The 20,063-nt window shown below is 32.2% G+C and carries 13 protein-coding genes; 6 read left to right on the plus strand and 7 right to left on the minus strand.

Annotation, left to right across the window (positions count from 1 at the left end; genetic code table 11):
* Positions 1-42: 42 nt before the first annotated feature.
* The 4 genes from JAO71_RS00795 to JAO71_RS00810 all read right to left on the minus strand — a co-directional run bounded on the left by JAO71_RS00795 (position 43) and on the right by JAO71_RS00810 (position 4,700).
* Positions 43-1,047: a vWA domain-containing protein gene (locus tag JAO71_RS00795; RefSeq protein WP_202998447.1), complete on the minus strand. Its 1,005-nt coding sequence runs from the start codon at positions 1,045-1,047 to the stop codon at positions 43-45.
* On the minus strand, positions 1,047-2,720 hold the full coding sequence (locus JAO71_RS00800; RefSeq protein ID WP_240324212.1) for a hypothetical protein: 1,674 nt from the start codon (positions 2,718-2,720) through the stop codon (positions 1,047-1,049). Before JAO71_RS00800 ends, JAO71_RS00795 begins: the two co-directional genes overlap by 1 nt.
* 14 nt (positions 2,721-2,734) lie before the next feature.
* A complete protein-coding gene (locus JAO71_RS00805; RefSeq protein ID WP_202998448.1) occupies positions 2,735-3,601 on the minus strand; it encodes a DUF58 domain-containing protein in 867 nt (288 codons plus the stop codon).
* Between the two features lie 97 nt (positions 3,602-3,698).
* Positions 3,699-4,700, minus strand: coding sequence for an AAA family ATPase (locus JAO71_RS00810; RefSeq protein WP_028291523.1), 1,002 nt, complete (start codon positions 4,698-4,700; stop codon positions 3,699-3,701).
* Between the two features lie 159 nt (positions 4,701-4,859).
* Between JAO71_RS00810 and JAO71_RS00815 the strand changes: the two genes are divergently transcribed.
* Genes JAO71_RS00815 through JAO71_RS00830 form a run of 4 tightly spaced genes read left to right on the plus strand, consistent with a single transcriptional unit; the run spans position 4,860 to position 8,284 of the window.
* Entirely contained in the window at positions 4,860-5,735 is an 876-nt protein-coding gene (locus JAO71_RS00815) for an aldo/keto reductase (protein WP_202998449.1), read from the plus strand.
* 12 nt (positions 5,736-5,747) lie between these two features.
* Complete coding sequence (locus JAO71_RS00820) at positions 5,748-6,503, plus strand: SDR family NAD(P)-dependent oxidoreductase (protein WP_202998450.1); 756 nt, start codon at positions 5,748-5,750, stop codon at positions 6,501-6,503.
* Entirely contained in the window at positions 6,504-7,130 is a 627-nt protein-coding gene (locus JAO71_RS00825; RefSeq protein WP_236011118.1) for an HD domain-containing protein, read from the plus strand.
* Between the two features lie 23 nt (positions 7,131-7,153).
* Complete coding sequence (locus JAO71_RS00830) at positions 7,154-8,284, plus strand: ATP-binding protein (protein ID WP_054852437.1); 1,131 nt, start codon at positions 7,154-7,156, stop codon at positions 8,282-8,284.
* Positions 8,285-8,390: 106 nt separating this feature from the next.
* On the opposite strand, the gene JAO71_RS00835 is transcribed toward JAO71_RS00830, so the two are convergent.
* The 3 genes from JAO71_RS00835 to amaB form a co-directional block, all read right to left on the minus strand.
* Positions 8,391-9,005 (minus strand): hypothetical protein, encoded by a 615-nt coding sequence (locus JAO71_RS00835; RefSeq protein WP_036600586.1) that lies wholly within the window; start codon positions 9,003-9,005, stop codon positions 8,391-8,393.
* A gap of 14 nt (positions 9,006-9,019) precedes the next feature.
* Entirely contained in the window at positions 9,020-9,964 is a 945-nt protein-coding gene (locus tag JAO71_RS00840) for an OmpA family protein (RefSeq protein WP_202998451.1), read from the minus strand.
* Between the two features lie 185 nt (positions 9,965-10,149).
* Positions 10,150-11,703: an L-piperidine-6-carboxylate dehydrogenase gene (gene amaB, locus JAO71_RS00845; RefSeq protein ID WP_202998452.1), complete on the minus strand. Its 1,554-nt coding sequence runs from the start codon at positions 11,701-11,703 to the stop codon at positions 10,150-10,152.
* 255 nt (positions 11,704-11,958) lie between these two features.
* On the opposite strand from amaB, the gene JAO71_RS00850 reads away from it, so the two are divergent.
* On the plus strand, positions 11,959-17,541 hold the full coding sequence (locus tag JAO71_RS00850; protein WP_202998453.1) for an alpha-2-macroglobulin family protein: 5,583 nt from the start codon (positions 11,959-11,961) through the stop codon (positions 17,539-17,541).
* A gap of 36 nt (positions 17,542-17,577) precedes the next feature.
* Positions 17,578-19,941 carry a penicillin-binding protein 1C gene (pbpC, locus tag JAO71_RS00855; protein ID WP_116823667.1) on the plus strand — a complete coding sequence of 788 codons (2,364 nt, stop codon included), beginning with the start codon at positions 17,578-17,580 and terminating at the stop codon, positions 19,939-19,941.
* The last annotated feature ends 122 nt before the right edge of the window (positions 19,942-20,063 follow it).

Genomic DNA, 20,063 nt, shown 5'->3' on the forward strand with positions numbered 1-20,063 from the left:
TTTTAATTTTATTTTTTTTCGCTTTCGCGGAAATTAAGCCAGTTACACAAAACTTTTAAATAGTGTTACTCTAACAATAAACTCTAACAACAATAATGCTGCAGCTATCCAGACAAATGGTCTAAAATGCTCTTGATAGGTTGTAAATTTAGTTTCGTCAATTTCTGTTTTTTCAAGCTTATTAATTTCAGCATAAATTTGTTCTAGCTTTTGGTTATTGGTAGCTCTAAAATATTTTCCTCCAGTAACCTTTGCAATGTCTTTAAGCAGATCTTCATCAATTTCTACTTGCACTCTGTCATATTGAAATCTTCCGTTAGGTAAAATTGCAATTGGTGACATTGCCATACCATTAGTACCTAATCCAATGGTGTATACTTTTATATCAAACTCAACTGCCAACTCACTAGCAATTTTAGGGTTTAAAACACCAGAATTATTAACACCATCGGTTAATAAAATAATAACTTTACTTTTAGCTTTGCTATCTTTTAAGCGGTTAACAGATGTTGCTAATCCCATACCAATTGCTGTACCACCTTCTATAATTGTATTATATTTTATATCGTCTAAAGATCTTAATACAATCGATTTATCGCTTGTTATTGGTGTTTTTGTATAGCTTTCTCCTGCGTATTCCACAAGTCCAATTCTGTCATTTGGACGTCCTTTTATAAATTTACCAGCTACGTTTTTTAAAGCCTCTAAACGGTTAGGCTTTAAGTCTTTTGCTAACATACTTGCAGAAACATCTATTGCCATAACAATATCAATACCTCTAGTAGTTTTTGTTTTTGTGTTAGTCTCTGATGTACGTGGTCTTGCTAAAGCAGTAATTAAAAAACCAAGAGCTAGCAAACGTAAAGCAAATAGTATATGCTTAAGTTTTGGCAATATTGAATTAGTAATTTTAAAGCCTTTTAAGCTGGACATTTTTAATTGAGCAGTCTGTTGTTTATGTTTTAAAACATACCAAACAATAGCTAATGGTAACGCCAATAGCAACCAGAAAAATATCTTATTTTCAAATGTTATAGTATCTAGCATTATTTTTCTTTTTGAATAAGTTCTACAGAATCCAAAATACGCTCAACCACCTGATCTAAATAAATATCGTCTTTTAAATAGGTAATCACAATTTGCTGCATGACTTGTTTATTAGCAAAACTTAGTATTACAAACTGACCATTTACGTAATCTTCTTTATCGTCATCAATTGGATACTCTAAAGTCCCTGTGGTTTTAACACCTTCAGCTTCATTTGGTGTTTTAAACTTGTCTTTATTAGATATAATGTTTCTTCCTCCTTGAGCTTCAATTGCCTTAAGATTAGCTTCAATTGCTTGCAGTAAATTATCTTCAGCAGATGGAGCGTTTTCGTCTGTTGGTGACTTAACAAAAGTAGTAGTTACGGTTTCTATTGTAAATTTGTTTTCTAATTCAAATCCAAACGAAGACACTTTAATTTTGTCTTTAAGCTCATCAGGAATAGGTGTTTCTTCTCTTTTTAAAACCTCTGGAGTTGACAATGTTATTGGAGGAAAACCATAATCACTATCCACCCAACTACCTTCTAACAATTGTTTAGTATCTTTTTGAAATATGGTGTCTACAACATAAGTAAATCCATATCTGTAACTAAAGGCTGCAAAAGTTAGTCCTAACATAAAAACAATAGCTGCAATGGTTACCCAAACTTTTTGTCTGAAGTCTTTACGCTCTTGTTTCTTTTTGTATTCTAAATCTAAAAGTTTTTCTTCTTCAGTTGGTTCTGGTAATGCTTCTTTAACCAGATCAATCTCTTGGTCAATAACTGTTCTGTCAATTTTAGCCAACTCAACATCTGGAGCAGACTTAGCAAACTTTACTAGATCGGCACGTTTTAAAACAGTTTCAAGCTTTTTAATATCTTCTTTAGATAATTCTATTTGACTTCCGTCACTAAGCACTTCCAATCTAGTAATAAGTTGATCGGTTGTACTTTCCAACGCTTTGTCGTATACTTTTTCGTCTAAATACCTACGTATTGCAAAGGTTAACTCTGAGTAATAATCTTTATAATTATTTTGAATTAAGTAATTACTTTCGTCTAATTTTTGAAGTGCTAATTTTGCTCTGTCATAAGGTGGTAATAACGCAATTTGTTCTTCTTCTGTTAATGGTTTTTTTCGCCAAACAAACCAGTATATTAAAAACCCAACTAATGCTGCTATGGCTAAACCTACCAAAACATAAATCCACCAATTACTTGCTGGCTTCTCTACTGCAATCATTGGCTTAATATCATACAGATTTTGTTTTGTAGTATCTACTTGAATTTCATTTACAGTAACCAAAAGCGAGTCTGTCATGTATTGCTGTCCTGCAATAATAACCTTTTGCTTAGGTATTGTGTACTGACCAGAATCAAACTGTGTTAATCCATATTTTTTGATTAACTTATATTTAGCATCTTGCTTAGTGGTGTCTGTTTTATAAGCCTCAATCATTTCTAAAGGCATAAAACTTTGACCTACCGGAAATATCACACTATTTGCTGTGTCTGTTTCTACCTCTATTTTATAAGTAACTTGTGCACCAATTTTTATTGAAGTAGAATCTATTGAAGTTTTGACTTGACCAAAAGAACTTGTAGGTAAAAACAGAATTGCAATCGCTACAAGACAAAACCCTATAGTTTTGATTGATGTTACTGTTTTGTAATGTATTTCTTTTTTCACTTTTTACTAATTAATTAACCTCTTGTTTTAAAATAACCTAGTAATTTTTTAACGTAACTTTCGTCTGTTCTGCAAGCTACGCTTCCTGCACCTGATTTAGCAAAACTATCTTTAAAATAGTTTACTTTTTGGCTGTAAAATTTAGCGTAATTTTTTCGGACGGTTTTAGAGTTGGTGTTAACTAACATCAATTCTCCTGACTCTTCATCTTCCATTTGTACCATTCCTAAATTTGGAATAGCTTCTTCATGTTTGTCAAAAATCCTGATACCAGTTATATCATGTTTACCAGCTGCTATTTTTAAAGTTTGTTTATAATCATCTGCGATAAAATCACTCATGATAAACACAATAGCTTTCTTTTTCATGACGTTTCTTAAAAACTTCAAAGCCTGTGCAATATTGGTTTGCTTGCTTTTTGGTTGAAACTCGATTAACTCTCTAATAATTCTAAGTACATGAGATCGCCCTTTTTTAGGAGGAATAAACAGCTCTATATCATCAGAAAATAAAATCAATCCTATTTTGTCATTATTTTGTGTTGCAGAAAACGCTAAGGTTGCTGCTATTTCGGTAATAATTTCATTTTTAAATTGATTTTGTGTACCAAATAACTCAGATCCTGATACGTCAGCCATTATCATCATGGTTAACTCACGTTCTTCTTCAAAAACCTTAACATGTGGCTGGTTGGTTCGTGCTGTTACGTTCCAATCAATATTTCTAACATCATCACCAAAATGGTATTGTCTTACTTCAGAAAAAGTCATACCACGACCTTTAAAGGTAGAATGGTATTCTCCTCCAAAAATATGATCAGACAAACGACGTGTCTTAATCTCGATTTTACGTACTTTTTTTAGTAATTCTTTAGTATCCATTTATTATGTAAATAGTTTTCTGTCGTTGTTAACAATATAACGACACATTAATTTAAGTAAGTCTATTGGGCAATTGCTTTTTATAGACTGAAACTATTTATGGTACTTCAACAACATTAACAATTTTACTAATGATGTCTTCAGAGGTTACGTTTTCGGCTTCAGCCTCATAAGTAATACCAATTCTGTGACGTAATACATCGTAAACTACAGCTCTAACATCTTCTGGTATAACATAACCACGACGTTTTATAAATGCATAACATTTTGCTGCTGTTGCTAAGTTAATACTTCCACGTGGTGACGCTCCAAAAGAAATTAACGGTTTAAGTTCATCTAACTTGAATCGCTCTGGATAACGTGTCGCAAATATGATATCTAATATATATTTTTCAATTTTTTCATCCATGTACACTTCTCTAACAGCATCTTGTGCTTTTAGTATTTGTGCTACAGACACAACAGGATTAACCTTGTCCCAACTACCTTTTAAGTTGGCACGCATAATTAACTGTTCTTCTTCTTGCTTAGGATAATCTATTACTGTTTTAAGCATAAATCTATCCACTTGGGCTTCTGGTAAAGGATAGGTTCCTTCTTGCTCAACTGGATTTTGGGTTGCCATTACTAAAAATGGCTTATCTAATTTAAAAGTTTCGTCTCCAATAGTTACTTGCTTTTCTTGCATAGCTTCTAATAAAGCAGATTGTACTTTTGCTGGTGCTCTGTTAATCTCATCAGCTAATACAAAGTTAGCAAAAATTGGACCTTTTTTAATTGAAAAATCATTCTCTTTCATATTAAAAATCAAAGTACCTACAACATCTGCTGGTAATAAGTCAGGTGTAAATTGTATACGACTAAAACTAGCATCTATAGCTTGTGACAAAGTATTAATTGCTAAGGTCTTTGCAAGACCAGGAACACCTTCTAACAAGATATGACCTTGCCCTAACAAACCAATCAACAAACGTTCGACCATGTGTTTTTGTCCAACGATAACTTTATTCATCTCTAGCATTAGTAGATCTACAAATGCACTTTCTTTTTCAATTTTTTCGTTAATTGATTTAATATCAATAGTACCTGTTTGTTCCATTATCTGTTATTTTTTAAGAAAAAAAACTATTATTTAAATTCAAGTGGTGCAAATTGTTAATTTTTTTATTGCAAACGTGTTAATAATTGGTTAAAAATAGGGTGTTTGTTGGACTTTTAAGAGTAATTTATGTTTTACTTTTATTGAATAAATTTTACTATGACACAAAACAAGTACTCTAAAGTGATTGCAGGAACCATGACTTGGGGACAATGGGGAAAACAATTAGACACTAAAGGCATGGTTAAACTAATGCATCACTGCATTGATAATCAAATAACTACATTTGACCATGCAGATATTTATGGTGATTATACTACAGAAAAAGAATTTGGAAATGCTTTTATAGAAAGTGGTATTGACCGAAATAAAATTGAGCTAATATCTAAATGCGGAATTCAATATTTAGGCAATACAAGATCAGAGAATAAAGTAAAGCATTACAATTACAGTAAAGATTATATTATTTGGTCTGTTGAGCAGTCTTTAAGCAATTTAAAAACTGACTATCTGGACTTACTTTTATTACATAGACCTAGCCCTTTAATGGAAGGAGAGGTTATTGCCGAAGCTATTTCAGACTTAAAACAACAGGGTAAAATTAAAGAGTTTGGTGTATCAAACTTTACCAACACACAAACAGATTTAATTTCTAAACATATTGCAATTGATGTCAATCAAATTCAGTTTTCGTTAACAGAACATACTGCAATGCATGATGGTAGCTTAGACTATATGCAAACTAACAATATCCAACCAATGTCTTGGTCTCCTTTAGGATCTGTCTTTAAAGAAGATAATGAACAGACCAGACGCATACACAAACAATTAGGTGCTTTATTGCAAAAATACAATGCAACTGAAGATCAATTATTATTAGCTTGGCTATTAAAACATCCTGCTAATATTTTACCTGTTGTCGGAACTACAAACACTGAACGTTTATCTAATGCTTATACTGCTTCAAATATAGACCTAGAATTAGAAGATTGGTTTTTAATATTAGTCGCATGTCAAGGACACAAAGTTCCATAAAAATTAAAATATATGAATACTACAAAAACAGCCTTAATTACAGGAGCAACTAGCGGAATAGGTCGTGCGACAGCACATGTATTTGCCAAACATGGTATTAATCTAATACTTTGTGGTCGCAGACAAGAACGCTTGGATACCATACAAAAAGCACTATCAAAACAGACTAACGTACATAGTTTAAATTTTGATGTTAGCGACAAAAAAGCAGTTGCTAATGCTATAAATGCTCTTCCTGAAGACTTTAAACAGATTGACATTTTAATTAACAATGCAGGAAACGCACATGGTTTAGATGCTATCCAAGATGGCAACATAGACGATTGGGACGCTATGATGGATATTAATGTAAAGGGTTTATTATACGTTAGTAAAGCTATTATACCACAAATGACTAAACGCGAATCTGGACACATTATAAATATAGGATCGTCTGCTGGAAAAGAAGTTTACCCAAAAGGCAATGTATATTGCGCAAGTAAGCATGCAGTTGTTGCAATTACAGAAGGCATGCGTATCGATCTTAATCCTTTTGGAATAAAAGTAACCGCAATTAATCCAGGCTTGGTGGAAACCGAATTTTCTAAAGTTAGATTTAAAGGTGATGCAAAAGCAGATAACGTATATAAAGGCTATAAAGCTTTACAACCCGAAGATGTAGCTGACGCAATCCACTTTGCGGTATCACGTCCACCACACGTTAATATTGCAGATTTATTAATGTTTTGCACTGCTCAAGCAAGCTCTACAATTGTAAAAAAGGAATAGATGATAGATTGGCTAAAAACAGAATGGCATAACCTAGCAATACATTATTGTGATCAAAACCTATCCAATATATTATGGAAAGAAATTGAAACACAGTATACACTAAAAAATAAACACTATCACAATCTAAGCCATCTGTTTGAAATGCTTAAAAATTTAAAACTGTCTAAACCAAAAACCAAAGATTTAGACAGTCTTAAATTTGCTATTTGGTACCATGACATCATCTACAAACCAACCAGAAATGACAACGAAGAAAAAAGCGCACTTTTTGCTAAAAAAAGGCTAAAAAAAATCAATATCGAACAAAAAAGAATTAAAACAGTTCAAGAATTAATTCTTTCAACAAAAAAACATAATATAATTTTAACTCAAAATCAGGATAATGCAATTATTTTAGATTTGGATTTACAGATATTAAGTTCGGATTGGGACACCTACAGTAAATATGTATCCAATATTAGAAAAGAGTATAAAATCTACCCAGATTTCATGTATAATTCAGGAAGAAAAAAAGCACTAACTCACTTTTTAAAAAAAGACACAATTTACTTTACCAAAAACTATATTGACCAACATGAAAATCAAGCTAGACAAAACTTGAAACAAGAATTAGATTTACTGTGAACAAAACCTGAGAATAATTGACCATGATTAACAAACGTCTTTTAATTAAAAACTTACTTGCTCATAATGACGAGAATAGTTTTTATGACAAAAAACGAAAAATTGATATTGGCCAAAAAGAAGGTAAAGCAAAATTTTTAAAACACGTCTGCGCACTATCAAATTCTAACCCAAAAAACAATTCGTTTATAGTTATTGGTGTTGAAGATGAAGACAACAAAATTATTGGTGTTGATTTTTTTGACGATTCAAAAATACAAAACCTTATTAATGCCTATTTAACCAATCCACCCATCGTACAGTACGAGAACATACCTTTCCCACATTTACCTGACCACAAAGTTGTAGGCTTAGTTACCATCAGAGCCAATGAAGGTTTAACCTCATTAAGAAAAAACATTTGGAAATATTATGGTGGCTCAATCTTTTTTAGAGATGGCAGCATGAGCATGCCTAAAATTTTTAAAAGCGAAATAAAAGATGTTAACTCTAAAATAGTTGAAGCTATTGAAAATCACGCACAAAACAACATACAATACACTTTAGATGGCGTTTTTGATTTTATGAATAAACGCCAAGACTACAACCCTAAATATATAGTGTTTAAAGAGTATTTTGTACTATGTTGGTCTGGCGAAAAAAAAGTTGTTAAAAACGAAATATTTTACTCTAGAGTTGACATTGAGTTAGTTAACGAACAAGTGCGATTATTTTTTTCAACATTAGATGAAGTCGCTATAAATTTTACAGAAAATTCATTTACAATAATTGAATATTTAAAACTTGGTCTCCAAAATTCTTATAAATATTATCCTCTTGAAAAAACCATTATAAGTTTTAATGATAATGCTAGCTACAACATAGATTCTACCCTAATTTTTAACCCTCCACAATTTGATAAAAAAATACTTCATCATATTTTTAACGCCAACAATGCGATATTAGAAAAATTAAAAAGAGGAGAAATTTTAAATAATATTGAAAAAAAAGATCTAAACAACCTACCTGATACGTATCTTATATGTTACTTAAATTTATTTCATGAAGCATTGGACTATTTAAAAGAATCCAAACCCTATTTAAAGGCGTTTCCTGAGATTTACCACAAATACAAAGAAGTTATTCGTATTTTAAGAAAGGTAAAATACAATTAACCTTTATTCTCCCGATAAAATTTCGGCATTGAGTAAGGTTTAATAACTTAAAAGCCAATATTTACTCTTGTAAACATTGGCTTTTTATTTAAATAAAAATATATTATTATTTCCCACCATCCAATTGGTCTTGCCAATCGTTTAATTCTTTCCATAATCCTTTAGCCGCAAGATCTGCTTGCCTTGGCCAAGTACCTGGTTTATGGATCTCAAAACGCTTACCTCCACTATTTAAAACCTCTTGACATTTCTCAACCGAACATGCAGCTAATGCAGCCCAAGTTTTTACGTCATGATTATGAAATAATTCTTTTATTTTTGGACCTATACCTTCAACAACAGTTAAATCGTCTTGTTTAATAGTTTTACCAAAAACCGCTTTTGCTGCTGCTGCATCAAAAACTACACCTGTTTCTATTTTAACTTCTTCTTTTTGAGGTGAAACTGCACCTGCAACAACTGCACCTGCAGCAAATGAAGACACTGTGTTTCCTGCTCCTGATGACCTAGAAACTTTATCTTTACTTGCCTTACAAGCAGCTAAATCTGTTTCTAATTTACTTATTCTGTTTTTGTATACATTAAGGTCAACGTCTTCATTACTATTTCCTCCTCCAAATAATCGACCTAAAAGATAACCTAAGATTGCACATATTACACCAACTAATAAAGGGATTAGCCAACAAGGGATACTACTAAATATATTTAATGATAAATTCATGATTTTAATTTTTGTTAGTTAATAGTTACGACTACACGTCTGTTTTTTGCTCTTCCTTCAGCTGTATTATTATCTGCAATAGGTTGATTTGGACCTTGAGAAGAAGCACTAATTTTATTTGCTGATATACCGTTATTTACCAAATAATCTTTAGCAAACTCAGCTCTATTTTGAGCCAAATTAATATTAGCTGTTCGGCTACCAGTATTATCTGTATGACCAATAGTATTAATTTGCGCGCCATCAATTTTATCTGTATAACGCACCATATCTGCCACCTTTTGACGTTGAGCAGGTGTTAAACTAATAGATGCTTGAGCTGTATCAAAATATAAAACCAAAGGATTAGCCTTGATACTTTCTCCTAATTTAACTATTGCATCTTCTGCACTGTGATCTGCAGCATCTGTAGTTACAACATCATACATTAATGGTCCGTTTAAAACACCATTTACGTCAGGATAAAAAGCATCATCTAATTGACCATAAGTATTTATTGATTTTGAAGACATGCCTTTTGCTACATAATAATTTTTTGCAGCATTAGCTCTAGCTAGTCCTAAGTTAGGAAATGCCGAGTTATTTGTTTCCTCACTTCTGTAATGACCTGTAATGCTTAATGTTTTTGTTGGATTGTCATTAAAATATTTAACCACATCCATTGCTGTAGTATCTACTTTTGCAGACACTGGCTCTAAAATAGAAGCTCCAGAGGTGTTAAAATTTAAATTGTCGTTAATCTTAAAATCTAAACTACCATTAGCATCTTTAATAGTAAATGCGTTCATGGTTGCAGTTTTAAGGTCTGCTTCTACTGACGTGTCATCTGTTTCTGTGACTATTTCTGAAGCACTATTGTTTGCTTCAAGGCAAGGTTTACAACAGAAAAACCAGTACAAAATTGTACCCAGAATAATGGTCAGTAAAATACCTAAAAGATAACCGGTTTTTTTACTCATTATATTAATTGGTTTTAAGTTAATGACTATCAAGTTATTAAAAATTTTAGAATTTTTTAACATTTACAATTAATAAAAGTTTTATTAATTGTAAATAATCGATTAAATCCAATGAAAAATGGTTAAAAACACAAAAGCCACATCATTTAGATGTGGCTTTTATTTCCGCGAAAGCGTTTATTTTTTTATAAATCAAACTTAATACCTTGAGCTAAAGGCAATTCATCTGAATAATTAACTGTATTGGTCTGACGTCTCATGTACACCTTCCAAGCATCAGATCCAGACTCACGTCCACCACCTGTTTCTTTTTCACCACCAAAAGCACCTCCAATTTCGGCTCCTGAAGTACCAATATTAACATTTGCAATACCACAATCAGAACCTGCAAATGATAAGAATTTTTCAGCTTCTTTCATTTCGTTAGTCATAATTGCAGAAGATAATCCTTGAGCTACACCGTTTTGCATACCTATAGCATTTTCAACATCTCCAGAGTATTTCATTAAATATAAAATTGGTGCAAATGTTTCAGATTGTACAATTTCAAAATCATTTTTAGCTTCAATTATAGCTGGCTTAACATAGCAACCAGACTCGTAACCTTGACCTTCTAAAACACCACCTTCTACTAAAACAGTTCCACCTTCAGCTTTAGCTTTTTCTATAGCTGCTAAATACGTGTTTACTGCATCTTTGTCTATTAATGGACCTATGTGATTTTTTTCGTCTAAAGGATTACCAATAGTTAGCTGCTTATAGGCACCTACAATTGCATCTCTTACTTTATCATAAACCGTTTCATGAATAATTAAACGACGAGTTGACGTACAACGTTGTCCACAAGTTCCTACTGCTCCAAAAACAGCTCCTGGAACAACAACTTTTAAATCTGCTGTTGGTGTGATAATAATAGCATTATTTCCTCCTAATTCTAATAAAGACTTTCCAAAACGCTCTGCTACTGTTGCTCCAACAATACGACCCATTCTAGTAGATCCTGTTGCAGATATTAACGGGATTCTGTGATCTGTAGTCATGAATTCTCCAACTTTATAATCTCCATTTATTATTGAAGATATACCTTCTGGTAAGTTGTTTTCTTTTAATACATCTGCTATAATATTTTGACAAGCAACTGCACAAAGTGGCGCTTTTTCTGACCCTTTCCAAACACAAACATCACCACAAACCCAAGCTAAAGCGGTGTTCCAAGCCCATACAGCAACAGGAAAGTTAAAGGCAGAAATAATTCCAACAATACCTAAAGAGTGCCATTGCTCACGCATAACGTGACCTGGTCTTTCTGACGGAATGGTTTGACCATTTAATTGTCTAGATAATCCCACTGCAAAATCACAGATGTCAATCATTTCTTGAACCTCTCCATAACCTTCTTGCAAAGATTTACCCATTTCATAAGACACTAATTTACCTAAAGGTTCTTTTAGCTCTCTTAATTTATTACCAAACTGTCTAACAATTTCACCACGTTGTGGAGCAGGCATGGCTCTGAAACTTAAAAATGCTTCAGATGCTTTAGCAATTACTTTATCATAATCTTCTCTTGTAGTTGTAGACACCTTACCTATTAGCTGTCCATCGGTTGGAGAGTAGGATGCGATTAAATCTCCACTTCCAAAATTATCAGACCCAGTAGATGTTCCTTGATTTATATCTTTTAACCCTAATTGACTTAAAGCTTCTTTTATTCCGAAATCGGTAGCAACTGCTTCCATATTTTAATGATTTTTACGAATTATTTAATTTTTAGCTAATATACTAATATTTGTTTGGTTTAAATTATGAGTTAACGATTTAATAAATAGTATTATTCTGATACATTTTTACGTGTTATAATTTTAAAAATAATCTTGTTTTAACGTGTTAATTTTAAATTTAGCTATAACTTTAACACGTACGTTTTTATCAATAAATCAACAACCATTTTAATATAGATTACAGATCTATTTTACTTTATAATTTTTACCTTCATGAAGTCAAAGTCGCTATTATCCCTAATACTTGTTATTTTTTTTATTGTTTCTTGTAAACAAAAAGAAAGCGAAACCGACAACCTTTTTAAATTTAGAGACTACATCAGTTACACAACGTCTGGTCGTATATCTGTAGCCGAAAACATTAACATCAATTTAGCTAAAATAGTGGAAGGCTGGGAAGCTGATCAAATTTTAGACAGTGATGTTTTTAAAATTAGTCCTTATGTTGAGGGGAAAGCAATTGTAATTAATGATCACGCACTACGATTTGTTCCAGACGAAAACTTATCTCCTGACACAGAATATACAGTTACTATAGATCTTGGTGAGTTATATAAAGATTTACCTTCAAATTTTAACAAATACACTTTCAATTTTAAAACTATAACACCCAATTTTAATATTGAAACCAATGATTTACAATCTTACTCCAAAGAATGGCAATATATTTTAGGAATCGCAAAATCTTCTGATGTAATTACACTTAAACAAGCAAAACAGTTAATAACAGCTTCTCAAAACGGAAAACAATTAACTATTGAATGGAATGAAAAAAGCACGCCTTCAAAATATTTTGAATTTAAAATAGATAGTATTAACCGTAAAACTGAAGACACTGAAATATTAGTAAAATGGGATGGAAAAGCCATAAGTGCAAATCACTCTGGTGAAAACACATTACCAATTCCTGGAAAAAACAATTTTAAGATATTATCGGTAAATGTGGTTCAATCTCCTGAACAATATTTATCAATAAATTTTTCTGATCCAATTAAAAAACAACAAAATTTTGATGGTTTAGTGACTATTCAAAATAGTAAAAATCCAAAATTTATTGTTAATGGTAATGTTTTAAAAGCCTATCCAAACTCAAAAATAACTGGTAATCTTCAGGTAGATGTATTTCAAGGGATAAAAAACACTGAAGGTTACAAACTTAAAAATTCTTTTAGCGAAACTATTGCTTTTGAAGACATTAAACCAGAAGTTAAACTTGTTAATAGTGGTGTAATTTTACCAAACTCTCAAGAATTAAAATTTAATTTTGAAGCAGTTAACTTAAGCGCTGTAGATGTTAGAATTATTAAAATATTTCAAGACAATGTCCTTCAATTTTTACAAGACAACAATTTACAAAGCAATAACGAACATCAAATAAGACGTGTTGGTCGTCGTATAGCAAAACATACCATTAAATTAATTGAAAACCCATTACATAACGATGGTAAATGGAAAACCTATAGCATAGATCTTTCTAAATACATAAAAGCAGATCCAGGAGCCATTTATCGTGTTGAGTTAGATTACAAAAAAGAATACAGCTTATATGATTGTGAAGCTAATGCCAATACAAATAGTAATGATGATGACGAAGACGATTATTATGACGATGAATATTACTATGAAGACGAGTACTATTATGATGGTGATTACAGCAATACAAACACAGAAGACGAAGATTTAAAAGAAGAAGAATATTGGGATAACATCACTTACAGTTATCGTAAAGACAATTACAACTGGAGAGAACGCAAAAACCCTTGCCATGACTCTTACTACAATTCTAATAAGGTCATATCTCAAAATTTAATAGGCTCTAACTTAGGTGCTATTGTAAAAAAAGGCACCAACAACACCTACCATTTTGCAATCACTAATATCTTAAACACTAATCCAGAGGCTAGCGCAAAAATAACGTTATATAATTTCCAACAACAAGAATTAGCTACCACAAATTCTGATAGCGAAGGCTTAGCAAAACTTACAACCAATAACTTAGCAGCATTTGCTATTATTACTAAAGGCAACAATACTACGTATGTAAAATTACGTGATGGTAACTCGTTATCACTTAGTAAATTTGACGTTTCAGGAGCAACATTACAACGTGGACTAAAAGGCTATATTTATACCGAAAGAGGTGTATGGCGACCAGGTGACTCTATACATTTAACCTTTATGTTAAATGACATTGCTAATAAACTACCAAAAGCACATCCAGTAAAACTTGAAGTCACAGATGCAAATGGTAAACTAGCTTACAAAAAAGTAACAACCAATGGTCTTAATAACTTTTTTCAATTTACAATTCCGACTGCTGTCGAAGACAAAACAGGAAATTGGAATGCTAAAATCAGTGTTGGTGGAGCAAAATTTTACAAAGGACTTAAAGTCGAAACAGTAAAACCAAATAGACTTAAAATTAAAATAGATTTTGAAGACAAAGTACTACAATCCAATACACCTTTAAACGGAAAACTAGCAGTAAATTGGCTACATGGCGCTCCTGCAAAAAATGTAAAAACCGAAATAAAAGCAAAATTTAGCACATCATACTCAGGATTTAAAAACTTTCCGGATTATCAATTTAGAGATCCATCCAAAACATTTAGCACTGAAGAAATCACAGTTTTTGAAGGCAATGTAGATACGGATGGTTTAGCAGATGTGACCAAAAACATTAACATTGGACATGATGCACCAGGTATGTTAAACGCACATTTTTTAGTTCGTGCTTTTGAAAACGGAGGAGACTTCTCCATGGATGCTTTTACAATGCCATACGCTCCTTACAAATCTTTTGTTGGACTAAAATCACCAAAAGGAAAAGCTTATGGTTCATTTTACACAGATCAAAATCACACATTTAACATTGCAACTGTGGACAATCAAGGTAATGCTATTAAGCGTAAAAATCTTGAAATTAAAGTTTACAAAATAGAATGGCGTTGGTGGTGGAACTCGTCTCGAGATAATTTATCAAAATACACTTCAAGTAGCTACCACAAAACATTTTTAAACAGTAAAGTAACTACAAGCAATAATGGTAAAGCTTCATTCAATATAAATGTACCAGACAATCAAGGTGGACGCTACTACATTACTGTTAAAGATCCAGTTTCTGGACACATGACAGGACGTACTGCTTATTTTTATAAAAACTGGTGGCAACGTCAACCTTCAGGAGACAAAGAAGCTGCACAAATGTTAGTCTTTTTTGCTGACAAAGACAATTACAATGTTGGCGAAACTGCAAAAATAACATTCCCTTCTGGAACTGAAGGTCGTGCTTTAATTAGTATAGAAAATGGATCTGAAGTCCTTCAAACTAAATGGGTAAAAACACAAAAAGGAGAAACAACTGTAGATGTACCAATCACAAAAGAGATGGCTCCAAATGTGTTTATAAACATTTCATTATTACAACCTCACGCTTCAACAGCTAATGATTTACCATTACGATTATTTGGTATTATTCCTATTTTAGTCGAAGATCCTAACACAAAATTAGAGCCAGAACTAAAAATGCCCAGCGTATTACAACCTGAGCAAGAATTTGAAGTTTTTGTTTCCGAAAAAAACAACAAAGCAATGACCTACACAATTGCTATGGTTGAAGAAGGATTGCTAGACCTTACAAGATTTAAAACACCTAACGCATGGCAATCCTTTTACGCAAGAGAGGCTTTAGGTATAAAAACATGGGATATGTTTGACGATGTTGTTGGCGCTTACAGCGGAAGCATTGAGCAAGTATTTGCTATTGGTGGAGACGGAAGCGCAGCCGACGGAAAAAATAAAAAAGCAAACAGATTTAAACCTGTTGTTAAATTTTTAGGTCCTTTTAAACTAGAAGCAGGACAACGTAAAACACATAAAATAAAATTACCAAATTACGTTGGTGCAGTCAGAACTATGGTTGTCGCTGGTAATAACAAGACTGAAGCATATGGTAGTACAGACAAATCTGTGCAAGTTAAAAAACCACTAATGGTATTAGCAACACTACCTAGAAAACTAAGTCCTGGCGAAAAAGTAACGCTACCTGTTACAGTTTTTGCTATGGAACCAAATGTTAAGAAAGTTTCAGTTAAACTGAAATTAAGTGACGGAATTACTATTGTTGGAGATAGAAAAAAAACATTATCATTTGCTCGTCCAGATGAGCAAATGGCATATTTTGAATTAGATGTAAGTAAAGCTAAAGGAGTCAATACTGTAGAAGTAATAGCTAACGGAAATAGTGAATCATCGTCATATAAAGTTGAAATAGATATAGAAAACGTTAATCCAATTTCATCAAAAAGTTTAGATACTACATTAGAAGCTAACAGTACACAAACTATAGATTTCTCAACTTTTGGTGTTACAGGAACAAACAGTGCAAGTGTAGAGTTTTCGACATTACCTCCAATGGACTTTACAAGACGTCTAGAATATTTAATTCGTTATCCTCATGGCTGTCTAGAACAAACAACGTCTAGTGTATTTCCTCAGTTATTTTTACAAGATATTTTTGATTTACCATTTGATCAAAAACAAAAAATACAAACTAATATTGAAAACGGAATTAAGCGTTTAAGTCATTTTCAAAGACCAAATGGTGGTATGAGCTATTGGATGGGAGAAAATAGCGCTAATGATTGGGGAACCAGTTATTCCGGACACTTTTTATTAGAAGCAGAAAAAAAAGGGTTTGTTTTACCGTTAACTTTTAAGAGCAACTGGTTAAAATATCAAAAACAAGCTGCGCAAAATTGGAGACCTAGTTACAAATCCTATAATTCTGATTTAGCACAAGCTTACAGATTATACACCTTAGCTTTAGCTGGTAGTCCAGATTTAGGAGCAATGAATAGATTACGCGAATTTTCTGAAATTTCTAACGAAGCAAAATGGCGTTTAGCTGCTGCTTATGCTTTAGCTGGTCAAGCTGGAGCAAGCAACCAAGTATCTAGTACTGCTAATATAAATTTTAAACCTCAAAAATATAATTATTACACCTATGGATCTGTAGACAGAAACAGAGCTATGGCTTTAGAAACCATGATTTTAACCAAAGACAAACGTGTTAAAAATTTAGCTGAAACTATTGCAGAAGATCTGTCTAGCCAACGCTGGATGAGTACTCAAACAACAGCTTATAGTTTATTATCTATGGCTAAAATGGTAAATGCTAATGGAGGTAAAGCTATTAAATTAAGTTACACTGTAAATGGCAAAACTAAAACTATTGATACTAAAAATGCAATTGCACAACGCGATTTACCTATTAATGAAGGCAATAATACACTAACAATTAAAAACAACAAAGACAACCTGGTTTATGTTCGTGTTTTAAATTCGGGTAAATTACCATTAGGACAAGAGCTTACAGAACAACGAGGCTTAACCGCTAATGTTACATATAAAGACTTAAAAGGCAACAAGATTGATATTAGCAAATTACAACAAGGTCAAGATTTTGTAGCAACTGTGCAAGTTACAAACACAAAAGACTATAGTGTTAATGACGTAGCATTAACACAAATATTTCCTTCAGGTTGGGAAATTGTAAACACACGCTTTACAGCTTTTGGAAGCTCCACCTCTAGTCAAGCTAGATTTACAGACATTAGAGACGATCGTGTTAATTTCTACTTTGATTTAGGCCCTAAAAAGACTAATACGTTTAATGTAATGCTTAACGCGTCTTACTTAGGACAGTATTATTTACCAGGTGTTCAAGCTGAGGCTATGTATGACAACAAGTTTTTAGTACGTAATAAAGGACAATGGATTGAGGTAGAAAAATAAAGACATTAAACATAATTGGTAACACCTTATAAAACAATGATTAATATCTTTCAAAAGATGTTAATCGTCATTAAAAAAAATAAAACGAAATCATTAATAGCTTTCATATTAATGGTTTCGTATTATTTTTGCTTACCAAAGCAACTGTTTAAAGACCCAACAGCAACTGTAATTACCAGTGACAACAACCAATTATTAGGTGCTCAAATAGCCAAAGATGGACAGTGGAGATTCCCAGAAAGCGATAGTATTCCTAAAAAATTTAAAGATTGTATAATAGCTTTTGAAGACGAATATTTTTTTAGACATCTTGGTTTTAATCCAATTTCAATTGTAAAAGCTTTAAAAGAAAATCTAAGTCAAGGAAAAATCAAACGTGGCGGAAGCACCATTACACAACAAGTAATCCGACTTTCTAGAAAAGGTCAATCTAGAACTTATTTTGAAAAAATTAAAGAAATAATTTTAGCAACACGTTTAGAATTTAAATTTAGCAAAAAAAAGATTTTAAACCTATATGCTAGTCATGCACCTTTCGGCGGAAATGTTGTTGGTATTGATGCTGCAGCTTGGCGCTACTTTAATCGAAGTGCTCATAACCTATCATGGGCAGAGAGCGCTACACTAGCGGTTTTACCAAATGCACCAAGTTTAATATATCCTGGAAAAAATCAAAAATTACTATTAAACAAAAGAAATAGGTTACTCAAAAAATTATTAAAAAATGAAACCATAGACAGTCTAACCTACAACCTGTCTATTGCTGAAGCTTTACCACAAAAACCCTATGCATTACCTCAAATTGCACCACACTTACTTCAAAATATATCAAAAACTAACAGAGGTCAACGCGTTGCAACCACAATAAAAAAACAACTTCAAGAGCAATCCAACACAGTCGTTTTAAACCACTACAATACATTAAAACAAAATGAAATACACAATATCTCAGTATTAATTTTAGATGTCAACACACGTAAAGTATTAACCTATATTGGTAATGCACCAACAGATAAAAAACATCAAAACAGCGTAGATATTATAAATAAACCAAGAAGTACAGGTAGCATTTTAAAACCTTTTTTATATGCTGCAATGTTGGATGCAGGAGACATTTTACCAAATACGTTAGTAGCAGATGTTCCTTCCCAATTTGGAAGTTATTCTCCTCAAAATTATGACAAAACCTTTGATGGAGCTGTACCAGCAAAACGCGCCTTATCACGATCATTAAATGTTCCTGCTGTTAGAATGCTACAAGAGTTTGGACTAGATCGTTTTTACCATTACTTAAAAGCGTTACAACTTAAAGACATAACTTACAATGCAAACCATTATGGATTATCTTTAATATTAGGAGGAGCAGAAAGCAATTTATGGGATTTATGTAAAAGTTATGCAGCATTTTCTGGTACAATTAATCATTTTAACGATAATTCTTCTCAATATTTTTCAAACGAATTTTGCGAACCGACATTCTACCAAAACAAAACCATTGATTTTGGTACAAAATCCACTGAAAAAACACTTTTCGACGCTGCTTCTATTTACTTAACCTATGAAAGCATGAAAGAAGTAAATAGACCGGAAGGTGATGATAATTGGCAATTTTTTGATGACTCTAAACAAATTGCATGGAAAACAGGAACTAGTTTTGGGTTTAGAGACGCTTGGGCAATTGGCACAACTAAAAATTACGTTGTAGGCGTTTGGGTCGGTAATGCAGATGGAGAAGGAAGGCCAGGTTTAGTTGGCGTACAAGCTGCTGCACCAATCCTATTTGATATTTTTGATTTACTACCAAATAGTCAATGGTTTACTACACCTTATGATGAAATGAAAGAAGTTGAATTATGTGCTATCAGTGGATACAGAGCATCAGTAAATTGTAATCAGATAAAAAAACAATACATACAGTTAAGCGGAATAAAAACCGAACCCTGTCCTTACCATAAATTAATTCATTTAGATAATACTAAAACCTATCAAGTCAACTCCTCATGTGAAGATGTTAATACTATTAATACAACCTCATGGTTTGTACTTCCTCCTTTAATGGAATACTATTATAAAACTAAAAATCCATTTTACAAAGTTCTTCCTCCAACCCGATCAGATTGTTTTAATAAAAACGAAGTAAAAATGCAGTTCATCTATCCTAAGGAATCTTCTATCATTTTTCTACCTAAAGATTTTGACGAAAAAGTAAATGAAGTCGTCTTAAAAGTTGCACATTCTCAAAAAAACAGCACTCTTTTTTGGTATTTAAACAAAACGTACATTGGTCAAACTAACGATATTCATAATATCGCAATATCACCTAAAACAGGCAATCACAAGGTGTTTGTTATTGATGAAAATGGTAACGAAATGAGTCAAAACATGATAATTTCAAAATAAAATAACAAAAACACACCGAATATTCTTATTTTTTAACAGAATCTCATTATTTCATCGAAAAAAAACGCATTTCGTCTATCCGTATTAAATTAATCTTTTTAATAGTATACCTTTAAAACACC

It is taken from the genome of Olleya sediminilitoris, from assembly GCF_016785945.1.
GTDB lineage: Bacteria > Bacteroidota > Bacteroidia > Flavobacteriales > Flavobacteriaceae > Olleya > Olleya sediminilitoris.

Bases quoted from the DNA above. Each gene is read 5' to 3' on its own strand.
- JAO71_RS00795 (WP_202998447.1), bottom strand. From the start codon at position 1,047: ATGCTAGATACTATAACATTTGAAAATAAGATATTTTTCTGGTTGCTA.
- JAO71_RS00805 (WP_202998448.1), bottom strand. From the start codon at position 3,601: ATGGATACTAAAGAATTACTAAAAAAAGTACGTAAAATCGAGATTAAG.
- JAO71_RS00810 (WP_028291523.1), bottom strand. From the start codon at position 4,700: ATGGAACAAACAGGTACTATTGATATTAAATCAATTAACGAAAAAATT.
- JAO71_RS00815 (WP_202998449.1), top strand. From the start codon at position 4,860: ATGACACAAAACAAGTACTCTAAAGTGATTGCAGGAACCATGACTTGG.
- JAO71_RS00820 (WP_202998450.1), top strand. From the start codon at position 5,748: ATGAATACTACAAAAACAGCCTTAATTACAGGAGCAACTAGCGGAATA.
- JAO71_RS00825 (WP_236011118.1), top strand. From the start codon at position 6,504: ATGATAGATTGGCTAAAAACAGAATGGCATAACCTAGCAATACATTAT.
- JAO71_RS00830 (WP_054852437.1), top strand. From the start codon at position 7,154: ATGATTAACAAACGTCTTTTAATTAAAAACTTACTTGCTCATAATGAC.
- JAO71_RS00835 (WP_036600586.1), bottom strand. From the start codon at position 9,005: ATGAATTTATCATTAAATATATTTAGTAGTATCCCTTGTTGGCTAATC.
- JAO71_RS00840 (WP_202998451.1), bottom strand. From the start codon at position 9,964: ATGAGTAAAAAAACCGGTTATCTTTTAGGTATTTTACTGACCATTATT.
- amaB (WP_202998452.1), bottom strand. From the start codon at position 11,703: ATGGAAGCAGTTGCTACCGATTTCGGAATAAAAGAAGCTTTAAGTCAA.
- JAO71_RS00850 (WP_202998453.1), top strand. From the start codon at position 11,959: ATGAAGTCAAAGTCGCTATTATCCCTAATACTTGTTATTTTTTTTATT.
- pbpC (WP_116823667.1), top strand. From the start codon at position 17,578: ATGATTAATATCTTTCAAAAGATGTTAATCGTCATTAAAAAAAATAAA.